The sequence below is a fragment of the Streptomyces mobaraensis genome (genome assembly GCF_020099395.1).
Taxonomy (GTDB): Bacteria; Actinomycetota; Actinomycetes; order Streptomycetales; family Streptomycetaceae; genus Streptomyces.
The window spans coordinates 3,881,074-3,892,941 of the sequence record NZ_CP083590.1; the positions used below are offsets into that span (position 1 = coordinate 3,881,074).

Annotated in this window: 15 protein-coding genes; 3 read left to right on the forward strand and 12 right to left on the reverse strand. The window is 68.2% G+C overall.

Annotated features, from left to right (window positions below; genetic code table 11):
• Window positions 1–40 precede the first annotated feature (40 nt).
• Window positions 41–1,120, reverse strand: coding sequence for a cobalamin-independent methionine synthase II family protein (locus tag K7I03_RS16860; RefSeq protein ID WP_224347084.1), 1,080 nt, complete (start codon window positions 1,118–1,120; stop codon window positions 41–43).
• Window positions 1,117–1,698 carry a hypothetical protein gene (locus K7I03_RS16865; RefSeq protein WP_185944323.1) on the reverse strand — a complete coding sequence of 194 codons (582 nt, stop codon included), beginning with the start codon at window positions 1,696–1,698 and terminating at the stop codon, window positions 1,117–1,119. Before K7I03_RS16865 ends, K7I03_RS16860 begins: the two co-directional genes overlap by 4 nt.
• 228 nt (window positions 1,699–1,926) lie before the next feature.
• Here K7I03_RS16865 and K7I03_RS16870 point away from each other — a divergent pair, with 228 nt between their 5' ends.
• Window positions 1,927–2,442, forward strand: coding sequence for an EF-hand domain-containing protein (locus tag K7I03_RS16870; protein WP_185944324.1), 516 nt, complete (start codon window positions 1,927–1,929; stop codon window positions 2,440–2,442).
• A 606-nt stretch (window positions 2,443–3,048) separates the two neighbouring features.
• On the opposite strand, the gene K7I03_RS16875 is transcribed toward K7I03_RS16870, so the two are convergent.
• The 8 genes from K7I03_RS16875 to K7I03_RS16910 all read right to left on the reverse strand — a co-directional run bounded on the left by K7I03_RS16875 (window position 3,049) and on the right by K7I03_RS16910 (window position 8,792).
• Entirely contained in the window at window positions 3,049–4,425 is a 1,377-nt protein-coding gene (locus tag K7I03_RS16875; RefSeq protein ID WP_185944325.1) for a hypothetical protein, read from the reverse strand.
• Window positions 4,426–4,647: 222 nt separating this feature from the next.
• Window positions 4,648–5,202: a hypothetical protein gene (locus K7I03_RS16880; protein WP_185944326.1), complete on the reverse strand. Its 555-nt coding sequence runs from the start codon at window positions 5,200–5,202 to the stop codon at window positions 4,648–4,650.
• 195 nt (window positions 5,203–5,397) lie between these two features.
• The gene (locus K7I03_RS16885; RefSeq protein ID WP_185944327.1) at window positions 5,398–6,129 is read right to left on the reverse strand and encodes an FkbM family methyltransferase; all 732 of its coding nucleotides are present in this window, start codon (window positions 6,127–6,129) and stop codon (window positions 5,398–5,400) included.
• A gap of 407 nt (window positions 6,130–6,536) precedes the next feature.
• A complete protein-coding gene (locus K7I03_RS16890; RefSeq protein ID WP_185944328.1) occupies window positions 6,537–7,139 on the reverse strand; it encodes a hypothetical protein in 603 nt (200 codons plus the stop codon).
• Window positions 7,108–7,881 carry a GntR family transcriptional regulator gene (locus K7I03_RS16895; protein ID WP_224347436.1) on the reverse strand — a complete coding sequence of 258 codons (774 nt, stop codon included), beginning with the start codon at window positions 7,879–7,881 and terminating at the stop codon, window positions 7,108–7,110. Before K7I03_RS16895 ends, K7I03_RS16890 begins: the two co-directional genes overlap by 32 nt.
• Entirely contained in the window at window positions 7,881–8,087 is a 207-nt protein-coding gene (locus tag K7I03_RS16900) for a hypothetical protein (protein WP_185944330.1), read from the reverse strand. The genes K7I03_RS16895 and K7I03_RS16900 overlap by 1 nt, the downstream gene beginning before the upstream one ends.
• Window positions 8,088–8,184: 97 nt before the next feature.
• Complete coding sequence (locus K7I03_RS16905) at window positions 8,185–8,493, reverse strand: hypothetical protein (protein WP_224347085.1); 309 nt, start codon at window positions 8,491–8,493, stop codon at window positions 8,185–8,187.
• 11 nt (window positions 8,494–8,504) lie between these two features.
• Window positions 8,505–8,792 (reverse strand): hypothetical protein, encoded by a 288-nt coding sequence (locus K7I03_RS16910; RefSeq protein ID WP_185944331.1) that lies wholly within the window; start codon window positions 8,790–8,792, stop codon window positions 8,505–8,507.
• An 80-nt stretch (window positions 8,793–8,872) separates the two neighbouring features.
• On the opposite strand from K7I03_RS16910, the gene K7I03_RS16915 reads away from it, so the two are divergent.
• Window positions 8,873–9,613, forward strand: coding sequence for a GntR family transcriptional regulator (locus tag K7I03_RS16915; RefSeq protein ID WP_185944332.1), 741 nt, complete (start codon window positions 8,873–8,875; stop codon window positions 9,611–9,613).
• Here the strand turns inward: K7I03_RS16915 and K7I03_RS16920 are convergent.
• Both K7I03_RS16920 and K7I03_RS16925 read right to left on the reverse strand, forming a co-directional pair.
• Entirely contained in the window at window positions 9,603–10,370 is a 768-nt protein-coding gene (locus tag K7I03_RS16920; RefSeq protein ID WP_224347086.1) for a glycosyltransferase family 2 protein, read from the reverse strand. The genes K7I03_RS16915 and K7I03_RS16920 overlap by 11 nt on opposite strands.
• Window positions 10,364–11,152, reverse strand: coding sequence for a GntR family transcriptional regulator (locus K7I03_RS16925; RefSeq protein WP_185944333.1), 789 nt, complete (start codon window positions 11,150–11,152; stop codon window positions 10,364–10,366). The genes K7I03_RS16920 and K7I03_RS16925 overlap by 7 nt, the downstream gene beginning before the upstream one ends.
• A 332-nt stretch (window positions 11,153–11,484) precedes the next feature.
• On the opposite strand from K7I03_RS16925, the gene K7I03_RS16930 reads away from it, so the two are divergent.
• Complete coding sequence (locus K7I03_RS16930) at window positions 11,485–11,868, forward strand: hypothetical protein (RefSeq protein WP_185944334.1); 384 nt, start codon at window positions 11,485–11,487, stop codon at window positions 11,866–11,868.

The following is an 11,868-nucleotide window of genomic DNA, read 5'->3' on the forward strand; positions in this document are numbered from 1 at the left end:
CGGGGGCGCGGCGAAGACCGGCGCCATCGCGGACCCGGACTCAGCCCAGCAGTTCGCGCGCGGCCAGCGCGGTGCCCTCGACGCGTGCCCGGACCTTGGCGAAGGCGGTGTCCCGGGAGGTGGAGGTGTCGTCGGAGAAGGGCGAGAAACCGCAGTCGTCACAGGTGCCGAGACGGTCGGCGGGCAGATGGCGGGCGGCGGTCAGGACGCGGTCGCGGACCTGCTCGGGGGTCTCGACGCGAGGGTCGATCGGGTCGATGACGCCGACGAACACCTGGGCGTGCGCGGGGAGATGGGCCGCCAGGACGGCCAGGACCTTCTCCGGATCGGGCTCGCTCGCGAGCTGGAGGTAGAAGGCGCCGGCCGCGAGCCGGAGCAGCCGGGGCAGCAGCGCCGCGTAGTCGACGTCGAGGCTGTGGGTGGAGTCCTGGTCACCACCGGGGCAGGTGTGGACGCCGATCCGCGACCGCTCGGCGTCCGAAAAACGTTCAAGGACCCGGTTGTTGAGCGCGACGAAGTCGTCCAGCAGGCTGCCGCTCGGATCGAGCTTCAACGCGAGGCGGGCCTCGGTGAAGTCGAGCTGGACGCGGTGCGCGCCGGCGTCCAGGCAGCCACGGATGTCCGCCTCGGCCTCGGCGGTGAGGTCGTCGAGGAAGGCTTCGCGGGGGTAACCGTCGATGCCGTCGGGCGGGTAGAGCAGGCTGAGCGCCGAGGGAGCGATGACGGCCTGTTTGACGGGTACCGTCGCGTGCGGGAGGGCGGCGCGCAGGTAGCGGTCGGCGTGGACGGCGTAGCGCAGCGGCCCGGCGGTCAGCCGGGGCAGCTGCCGCTGGTGGCCGTCGGCGAAGGGGATGACGACCCCGTCGGGTGCCAGCCCGTCCAGGCCGGTCAGGGGGTAGGTGGCGAAGCTGGGCTTGGACTGCTCGCCGTCGGTGACGACGGGGGAGCCGGCCTCCTCCAGGCGGCGCACGGTGTCGGCGACCGCGCGGTCCTCGGCGGCCGCGAGTTCGTCGTCACCGACGCGGCCCGCGGCGTGGTCCGTCAGGGCCGCCAGCAGCTCGGGCGGGCGGGGGAGGCTGCCGATGGGCTCGGTGGGAATTCCGGTGGACGCGGTGGTCAAGACCCGATCTCCAAGCGTGCGTCGCCGCTGTTTCCCCGGATCCCCGAGGAGAGGCATTCGGTGGGCAGTTGACGGGGGAGCGCGAGCAGGACCGACCGCCGGGCCGGCTGTCCCTCGCCGCGCCCCTTGACGACCCGGCCCGTCAGCGTGACCGTGAGGATGCCGGCGACGCGGACGGCGGAGCCGTGGTCGTAGGAGACGACCGACCACTTCCCGTCGGCGTACCGCACCTTTTCCATGGCGCGGGGGCTGTTCAGCGTGGTGCAGGAGGCGTCCGGCGACAGCGCTTCGAGGAAGCCCGTGGCCGGCAGTTCCCGGCCGGACGCCTGCGTGCACGTGTACTCGGCCGTCGTACGGACGCGGGTCGTCCGCGGCTGGAGCGCCAGCGGCGGGTCGTACGTACTCTCGCTGGGCCCCTCGCAGGAGACGCTCCCGCCGTGGTCTCCGTGGTCTCCGTGTTTCCCGTGGTCTCCGTGTCTCCCGTCGCCGGCGTGACCGGCCGGGGCCGAGACCACCGACGAGACCACCAACGCCAGGGAACCGAGCGCCACTGCCGCCCCGCGCCGTCCGCCGAACATATGCCCTCCAGGGATTCCGGTCCGCTGCCAGCCCCTCCCTACCCCGCGTGGCCGCTGCCGCCCCCGGCTCTTCGCGGCGCGCCGACCGCGTGCGTCCGCCGCGCGCGCGGGACACGCACCCCGTGCACCGGAAGGCCGGCCTGGGCCTCCGTCCGGAGGGGTATGACAGCCGAACCGGACCGCAGTGCTCACGGCCGAGCGCCCCGGCGTTCGACGGAAGGGATGCCGATGGACCAGACAGCAGCGCAGAGGCTCGTCTTCGCCATGCTGGACGCGGACGGGGACGGAGTCGTCTCCCGGGACGAGTACCTGGCGCGCACCACGAACGCGGCCCTGGCGGCGGGGCGCGAGCAGGACGACCCCCTCGTCGTCACCGCGCGCACGCTCGGCGCGCGGGCGTGGGCGTCGATGGACGCCGACGGCGACGGACGGATGACGTTCGACGAGTACGCGGCCTGGGCGGGTGCCGAGGCGTTCGACACCGTCTGCGCTCCGGTCCTCGGCGCCCTCTTCGACCTCGCCGACACCGACGGGGACGGCACCCTCGACCTCGCCGCGTTCACGGCCTTCCGCACGGCGCTGAACAATCCGGCCGAGAACGCCGCGGCGGCGTTCGCGGCCCTCGACCCCGGAGGCACCGGCCGCGTCCGCCGCGCCGACTACATCGCGTCCATCCGCTCCCACGTCACCGGTGAGGACTCCCCGATGGGCGAGGCGCTGTACGGCGGGGTGCCGGTGGGGTAGCGCGTACGCCGCCGGTGCCGTCCGGGTCAGGGCGGCGGCCACGAACCGGGCGCCGGTCAGGGACGGCAGCCGGCGCGTGCCGGACGACCGTCACATGGACAGGTACTCCTTCACCTCCCACGGGTGGCCCGCGGGATGGACGCTCGAAGAAGCACGCGTGAGCGTACAGAGTGTGCAGCCCGCGCTGCGCGGGCTCCATGAGGACGGCACCGCAGCGGCGGACGCGAGCCAGGATGTCGCTGTAGCGTGCTCCGTCAACGATGATCCCCAAGTGCGGCAGAGGTGCGCCGGAGTCCTCCTCCCCGAGCTTCGTCCACCGCGCGTTCGGCCGGCGAGGCCTGAACAACAAGAAACCCCGGACCGACTAGTCCAGGGTTTCTTTGAAAGAGCGGGCGACGAGAATCGAACTCGCGCTCTGAGCTTGGGAATCACAAGGCGCAGCGGTTGCATTGCCGCTATGTCCTGCACGATGTTCTACTTGATCGGCTGATCAGGCTCAGTGGTTTGCCTGCTGGTGACCGCTGCTCGCTGCCTCATCTGGCATGAGTGTGGCACGACTGACTGTCGCTGCCTGCTGTGGCAACGAGCTCCTAGGGGCGGTCGTGTTCATGTCCCTCGCGTTTGTGTGCTGAGGATAACCTCATATGCTAGAAATCGCACGAGCTCGATATCGGGACCTAGCGCTTCAGCTTCGTGGCTCTGTGGAAGCAGGGCGGGCATGTTCCCGTATTTAGGATCGTCTTTCGCGTGGACGATGCGGTTCCTGATTCTATATACGCGATCAGCTACCTGGTGAGATAGTGGCGTTTGTCTATTGTCTGGGTTTATGTTGTCCGACACCCCTCCGATGGGGCCATTCTTTGTAAAATGCTTGCCCCAGTTGTTTTCGCCGAAGAAATCGTGCAGTTTGCTACCTCGGACAAACTCTTCGAGCAGGATTCTCAGTTGGTTCGCCTCGGAGGCAATTGCTGTTTTCTCGCCGAGTGACAGGAGTCTCATAAGGTATTTATCCTGGCGTCTATCGAAGCAGGGGTCGGATAGCTCCAATTCGAGTTGACGGAGAGCGCTTCTCCTGCCGGCCACCGGGAAGAAGTTTTCTAGGACCTGGTAGTAGGAGAGAAAGGCCAGAGGTGGATTCCCTGACGCGCTCCCTGCAAATCGGAAGAGTACAGAGATCTCTGGTTCGATCCTAGTCTCCGGAAACCGAACGATCTGTGCGGGTTGCTCGCGGGTCCTCGGCATCCTGCGCTCTGCTTGGCTCGGCCATGTGACGGGTCTTAGATTTATGTGGTTACGTACGTCCAGTTCGTATAGAAGTGAGTTGATTAGCGGCTCTGCTTTAGATTCAAGCTGCTCCAGGGTTGTGCCCTGGTTGAAGCAAATTCGAATAGAAAGCACAAACCTGGGGATTTCGCGCACTCCGACGTTGCACAATGCGTGACATGTGAGTGACGGCCCTGATATTTGTATGCAAGCGTCATCTCCGTGTAGGCCTATCCTTGCCTTCCGTTCGCCTGTGCTGTACGGGGGGAAATCGAGTGAGGGTAGGTTGTGGAAGCTTTGTGTTCGGTGACATTCTTTGTCTATATCGTTTGAGATCAGCCTTTCGAATGTTCGGAGTGTGTAACTCATCGGCATTGATGCCGTGTGGTTGGGGCGCACTAGTACTTCGATGTAGCCTTCTTTTGGGACGGCTATGCCCACCCATTTTTCGCAGTGCCTGGCGCCCTTCTCCAATTGTGTTAGAATTTCTTTAGAGTAGTTCCTGGGGATGTGAATCTCTCTACTGGCAACCCCGTTCCACCTTGTGTTTGGCGTGAATATTAGGGAATCGCCTTTGATGTGGCGAAACCCGACGCCGCGGGCTGCGAGTTCTCTAATTATTCGAGCTTCGGAGGGCGTTTCTTCCGGGTTTGTCTGGACGTCGGGGCCATCCTCCGTGTCCGCGTCCGCCCAGTCCTCGTCACTGTCTTGATTGGTCATCGGCCCCCCTGCCAGTTCGATGGGTAATCAGAGAGGCAAGGGTAGCCGTGCCTGCCGGGTAACGGGGCGATATTCCGTAGAATCTGAGGCGTGAGGGTGGCCGTATCGTAGTCGCGGCCCTCTGGTATCCGTCTTCCGACCCCGCGGAGCAGGCTTGGGTTGCAAGGTGGGATGGAGCATGCCACTTTGCGGGGTATCGCAGACGGTGCTGGTCCCCAGGCGTCACCCTTCTGTGCGTGACGGGGGCAGCAGTAGATCCCTTTCCGGGTGGCTGTCGCCCGTGACGCGGCCTTGGACACCGAGGTCTTCGCGAGCTGCCTCGTGGAACGCGTTGATGGCCCTGAAGGTGGCGCGGTGGAGTGCTCGCCACTCTTCCAGGGTGCCGGTGGTTTCGCCTGTGGCCTGCCAGTCGATTTTGAGGGCGATGGCGTTGAGGTCGTGGGCTGCTTCGACGACATCGTCGCCGCCCAGGAGCATCACGCGTTCGAAGGCGCGGCCGCGGAGGCGGCCGGCCTCGGACATCTCCGCTCGAAGCTCCTGCTCCGGCTGGCAGCTGGGGCGTATTCCCTCGCGGTGGTCGTAGAGGTGGACGGCGAGGAAGATGCAGGAGCGCATCTGGTCGATGTAGTTCGCGTAGGCGTCCAGCTTCTTGGCGTCCCAGCGGGTTTGGAGAGTCTGGCGGTGCCGTTGCTTTTCCATCCTGTGGTTGGCCAGGTGGGTGGTCACCGCGCCCATGAGCACTGCAGCGATCGTCACAAGCTGTTCGCTGAACTCCACCGTGCTGGCCCCCTGGGAAGTCGTTCGGACGACTTTGAGGATCGCAGGAACCGGGGGAGCAGATTGTGGTTGGGGTGACAAACGGCTGGAACACGGCGCGGGGTTGGTGTCCGTAGGGTGACCTGGGCCCTGGTCGGGTGACTGTGACAGCGTGACCGGTGTGACACCCCCCGGCTGTTTCAGCTGTTCACGTCCTCATAGAGGCAGCACGTCCGCGTCGACGGGTGACAGCACGACGTCTGTCTGGGCAGTGATCGGCTTTCGGATTCGGACAGGGGCGGTCGGACGGCGCAGCATCACCGGGTAGTCCTCCGGCATGTACGAGTTCACGACGTCGTATGGGTGAAGGCCGTGGTGGAAGAACGGGGCCAGGACGTCGTCGGCTGTTCGTCCGCCGGCCGCCAGGCGGGCCGGGCTGATCTCGACGACGAGCTCGCAGTCCGGGCGTTGGTGGTGCAGGAGTTCGGCGAGGCTGTCCAGCACCGTGCCCTCGGCTCCCTCCACGTCCACCTTGATGATTCGGGCTCGTTCGAGCTCCGCGGCCGAGACGGCGTCCGCCAGGGGGAGGCCGGGGACGGTCAGCCGGCTCTCGTGGTGCTCCGGTTTGACCGTGGTCGTGGCGCCGAGGTTGCCGGTGTGGGGGACGTAGAGGATTACGTCGCCCCGGGAAGCGGTGATGGCGGCGCGGACGGGGCGGACGTTCTCGCAGTGGTTCAGGGCGGCGTTCGCCTGCAGTTCGGCGTGGAGCGCCGGCGCTGGCTCGATGGCCACCACGACGCCGTCTGGGCCGACGAGCCGTGAGGCCATGGTGGTGTAGTAGCCGACGTTCGCCCCGATATCGAGGAAGCCGTCACCCGGCTTCAGGCGTGAAGCGATGAAGGCGGAGATCACCGGCTCCCAGCACCCGGACGTGTAGAGCGACCTCATGATGAGGTCCTCCGTCGTGCGGATTCGGATGCGACATCCGTATCGGGTGGTGACCGTCTTGGCCGTGGCCGGGTTTTTTCGGAGTCCGACGTCGAGCCATTCCCGTAGGAGCGCTCGCTTCAGCGTGGTGCCCGGGCCGTATCGCACGTAGCAGCGAGCTGCTGTCAGCAAAGGTCGCCACGGCGGTGGAATCAAGTGGGTCTCGGACGGTGGGCGGCGCTTTCCTGCGGAAGGGGCCATGCGCGCGACCGTACGGTGCCAAGCCGTTCAGAGACAGGGGCCGGTCGGTGCAAGAAGCGGGGGCACGGGACGCCAGGCCGGCTTCCGTGCCGCGGCACCGGCACGCGGCCGCGCAAGCCGGGCGGGCCGACTCCGTGTGGAGTCGTCCCGCCCGTCGTGATCCGTCCCTACCTGCCTGTGGGCCTTTGAGCCACGGGGCTGAGGGTGAAGGTCTCGGACGCCATCATCGTGAAGGTGCTGTCACCCGTTGATGCGGCGTGCCGCACGAACCAGGAGTGGGCGCGCCTGGCGCTCGGAGTGCTCCCCGGCTGCTTCTCGCCGCAGTCCTCGCACGTTCCCCGGAAGCGGTCGGGGCCTGCGGCGTGAGCCGTCAGCTCCCAGTGCTCCTCGTCCGCAGGAGCGAGCGAGGGCCTTTCCTCCGGTCCCTCGTGCGCTCGGGCAGTCAGGCGTACTCCCCGGCTGACGGCCACCCGGAGGACATCGCGCAGCGCAGCCGCCAAAGGCTCGACGATGTAGTGCATCCCCTCTGGCCCGCCATCGGGGCGGTTCGTCATCTCCTCCACGTGGTTCAGCAGGACATCCGCCAGGGCCAGTTGTTCCTCCTCGACCATGTCGGCCATACGCCCGAGGAAGCTGCCGTGGTCGCCTCCGACCAGGTAGAGCGGCTTGTTCTCGAACCCGGTCCAAGGCAGCAGCCGGAGTTCGGCCCCGGCGCCGTGGTCCCTCGGTGAGTCGGTTCTAATCGGCATCGACATCGCTGGTTCCGTCATCGGTTGCCTCCTCATCCGGAATGGGCGCGAGCGTGGTGAACATGGCTTCGGACCGTTCGCCGCGGAGGACCAGGTGCGCGGCCTCCACCACCCGGCCCGTGGCGTCGGTGGAGACGCGTTCGATGGACAGGACCGGCGTCCTGATGGTGATCTGCAAGAGGTTCGCTTCTTCCGTCGTCGCGAGGCGGGCCGTCAGGCGTTGCGCGCTGGCCTCCACCTGCACGCCGGCCTTGACGAGAAGCCGCCGGACGTCCTCCCCCCACGGGGAGCGGACCACTTGGATTTCCCGTAGGTCCCTGTACGCCACGGACTGGGGTACGTAGACGTGGGCCACGCTGTGCGGGGTCTCCCCCTCCCGGTTGAGGTATTGGTATTTGGCCACCGAGGAGCCTGGTGACACGCCCAAGAGGACGGAGAGTTCCGTGCTTGCCTTGATGTTGGTGGCACTGAGGGTCGTACGGACTACGCGTTGTGCGGCGGTGTCCGCCTGCTCCGTGTGGTCGCCAGGGGAGTACCGGATGGGCGGCCTCGGGCGGGTCACGTAGGTGCCGCTGCCGTGGCGCCTCTTCAGGAGGCCCTCGGCCTGGAGCACCTCCAACGCGTCCCGGAGCGTGGGCCTGCCGACCTCGAAAGCCGCAGCGAGGGCCTCCTCCGAGGGGAGGCGTTCGCCGATCCTGTACGTACCGGAGCGGATGCGGTGGCGCAGCTCGTCGACGATTGCCTGATAGCGAAGGGACAACATCACCACTTCCTCAAGGCACGCATCGCGAACAAACGGGTCCCCCGGCGGAAGACGAAGGCTTCGCCGGAGCCGAAATAGACGCGTCGGCCGCCACCGGGCACGTCGACGAGGTCCCGCACCTTGAACTGTTTGCTGCCGATCTCTATGAGGTCTCCGCGCCGTACCGTCGCCGCGGTGACTTCCAGGAGCGTGTACACGGTGTTCACGTGGCGCCCCTCTCGGTGCCGCGCGCCTTGCCGTGGAGGGCGGGCACGTAGGCGAAGGAGCGGTGCGGCCAGCCGACCGACTGATGGTTGGGCGGCGTCATCGGCATGCCTCCGGCGCGTTGTCGCACCGGGCCGCCAGCAACGTGGCCCGGTAGCGCTTCGACCAGGGCTGGGCGCCGCCGAGCGTGGTCGGCAGCATGGGACGGGCGAGGACGGCCTCCCGCGTGCAGGGCCGCGCGAGGGCGGTCGCAGCCTGAGACGGTTCTCGCGGCGGGAGGCCCGCCGGAGCGTTTCCCTGCTCCTCGGCCGGACCGGCCGGGCGGTGGCCCGGAGTTCCGGCGGAGCCGGACGGCGGTAACAGCCGTTGCCGCGCCCGTGCGAAGGCGGCGCGAAGTCGTTCAAGCACCTGTCAGCTCCTTACGGCTGATCGCGGTGGGGGCCCCGGGCGGTCTTCGCCGCCGGACGGGGGTTCTTGAGGACGGCGGCCCAGGCGACGAGGCCGCGCGGGCTGCTGGCGAGGCCGAACCAGTCGGCCGTTCCGAGCAGCGTCAGGAGTTCCTGCCAGGACTGGCGCGAATGCGACGCCGAGTCCGGGACCTTCATCTCGATGAGCGTGTGGTTGCTGCGGTCCCTCTTGCGGGGTGTGAGGCCGGCCGCGGCGAAGCGGCGTACGAGCGCTTCGGCACGAGCTTCGGGTGAGGGCACAAGGCGGTCCTCCGTCACAGCGAAGTTACACGGCGTGATGCTGGTTAACTAGGTTAGAGCTAGTGGACTAGATTTCCAACATGCGTGAGCAGCCGCCTTACCTCCGCATCGCCGACGTGCTTCGGCAGCGGATCGCGGATCAGGAGTGGACGCCCGGGGCGCGTCTTCCGTCCCGTGCCCAGATTGCCCAGGAATGCGGCGTCGGCGAGAACGTCGTCCGCCGGGCGCAGGAACTTCTGATCTCCCAGGGTGTTCTGGAGGGGCGTGCGGGCTCGGGCACGTACGTGGCGAAGCCGAGGGAGCGGGCGCGGCTACTGCGCTCGGGGTGGCGGGACGGGCAACCCGGTGACGGCCTCGGGCTCGGCCCACGAGCCACCTGGGAAAGTCACAGCGAGGCGAAGGTGCCGGCTCCGGGCCCCATCGCGGCCCGCCTGGCGGTCGACGTCGGCGAGCTGTGCGTGCGCACCGACTACGAGTTCATGGTCGACGGCCGGCCCGCCCAGCTCATGACCAGCTGGGAGCCCTACTCCCTCACCGGCGGCACCATCGTCGTGCTGCCCGAGGGCGGGCCGCTGGCGGGCAAGGGTGTGCCCGCCCGCATGGCCGAGATCGGGATCACCGTCAGCCACGCCGAGGAAGGGGTGGAGGCGGGGCAGGCCACCGCCGAGGAGGCGAACCTCCTCGGCGTGCAGCGCGGGTCCCTCGTCACCCGCGTCCGGCGGACGTACTACGGCGACGACGGGCGTCCGGTGGAGACCGCCGACATCGTCGTCCCGGTGTCGGTCGGCGAGATCGTGTACGAGGTGCCGGTCAACCCGTGATCGGGTAGCGCCAGTTCGAGTACGCCAGGGCTCGTGCGCGGGCCTCGATGACGGCCATGCGGGCGTCGCGTTCGCCGGCGTCGGTGTGGGTCGCCTGGCTCGTGGCCTGTCCGGGCCACTTGCGGTAGAGCAGGCCGACTTCGCGCGTGAAGTAGCCGCGGGCCACGCTGTTGAGGGCGAGCAGGAGCCCGGTGTCCTCGGACGCCGGCAGCGCCATCCAGCCGCCGAGGGCGAGCAGCAGATCATGGCGGATGAACAGGGTCGCCGGGTGAACCTGGGCGCGGTAGTTGTGCGTCCGCCAGTGTTCCAGCACCTCGCCGCGCTCGATCGGCCCCTCGTCCGGGTCCTGGTCGAAGCCGAACGTCGAGCCGTCGGGGAGCAGGTCCAGTACGCGGGACGTCGTCCACCCGAGGGTGGGGTCGCCTTCGAGCACGGCCAGGTCGCGGGCGAGGGTGCCCGGCGTCAACTGGTCGTCGGCGTCCAGCACCTTCACGTACTCGCCGTCCGCGTGCGCCAGGGCCATCATCCGGGCGACGCCCGGACCGCCCGGCCGGCCCTGCTTGAAGGTGACGCGGGAGTCGTCCGGTATGTGCGGGGCCACCGCGTCGGTCGTGCCGTCCTCCTGGATCACCCAGTGCCACTCCCAGCCGTCCGGGAGCTCCTGCGCGCACAGCGACTTGTAGGCGTCCGCCAGGTAGGGAGCGGCGGGTGCGTGGACGGCCGTAATGATGACGAGCCGGCGCACGGCGGTCACCACCTTTCCAGGGGAGTGGTGAAGAGCATTTCCGTGCGGTCGCCGGGCAGGACGACGTCGGAGATCTCAACGGGGCGGTCGTCGACGTCGATCGACGTCTTCCGGAGGACCAGGACGGCGGTCCCGGGCGGGAGGTCGAGTTCCTCCGCCTCCTCCGCGGTCGGGGGGCGTGCCGTGACGCGTTCCTCCATGCGCCCGAGCTCGATGCCCACCGTGAACAGCTGGTTCTGGGTGCCGCCAGGCCAGGGCTCGTTCGCCGCGTCCAGCAAGGCCGGGTTCGCCGCCACCATGTCGCGGACGAGGTAGGAGGTCACGAGGGTGAAGGGAGCGCTCTCGGCCCGGTAGCGGGTGCGGTAGGTGCGTTCCAGGAGGGTCGTCCCCTCGGAGACGCCGAACGCCTCCGCGAGCTCCTTGTCGGCCGGGATCTCGCGGTACGCCGCGTGAAACTCCAGGTCGGGGAGCTCCAGGCCGGTGTCGTGCTCGGTGGCTCCGGTCTCCGCGCGCTTCTCCTCCGGCTCGCGGACCCGGTCCTTCTCCCACTGGTGGCGGAGGTTCGAGCGCTGCACCAACGTGCGGGGGCGACGGACGAAGTTGCCCCGGCCGTGCTCCTTGTCGATCAGCCCCTCGGCCTGGAGAAGGCGGAGCGCGTCCCGGACGGTCGGGACGCTCCGGCGGTAGTGCTCGGCGAGTTTGGCCTCCGAGGGCAGCCGGTCGCCGGGGGCGAGTTCACCTGCGCGGATGGACTGGCGGAGGTCGTCCGCGATGCGCTCGTACGCCTTGGCCATTGGTGCTCACCCATCCCGTCGTGCGATGGCCCTCAGCATACGAGTCATCAAGAGGTCTTGACGAGTCAGTGGCCGTCCGCCATAGTCAACGCAACTCATAAAGAGGAGTTCTCCTCAAGATCTCCTTATGAGTTGCTCCGCCTTGGTGACGGCTGCGTCGCGGCTCGCGCATCAGGGCGACGAGTGATCCCCTTCGGGGCCGTCACCAGCGGAGGCGGTGCCGGAGGGGCGCGTCTCCCCGGTGTTCCTGCCGGCGAGCCGCGGTGGAACCGCACCGGTGCGGCACGTACCGCCCTCCGGTTTCCGGCCTCTGATCCCATGGGGGGACCCAGATGAAGCGCGCGATCAAGCTCGCGATCGGTGACGTCGTCCGTGACCGCGACAGCAAGACGCTCGGCACGGTGTCCGGCATCGCCGCCCAGCCGACCGGCAACCTCGTGGCCCTGCAGGTCACCGGCGGCGTCCGGCTCGTCGAGCCGAAGGACGTCGAAATGGTGGCCCGCCGGTCCGAGCCGATGACGACCAGGCGGGCCGTGGGGGCCGTGACCGCCTTCGTCCTCGCCCTGCTCGTCGCGTACCTCGGCGGCAACACCGCCCACAGGCTCGGCGCGGACTGGCTCGTCGTCGGCCTGACGAGCCTCGGCGGCTACATGGCCGTGTCGTACCTCTACGGGTTCGTGCTCCGCCTCGTGCGGCCCCGGCGGTTCCGCGTCTGA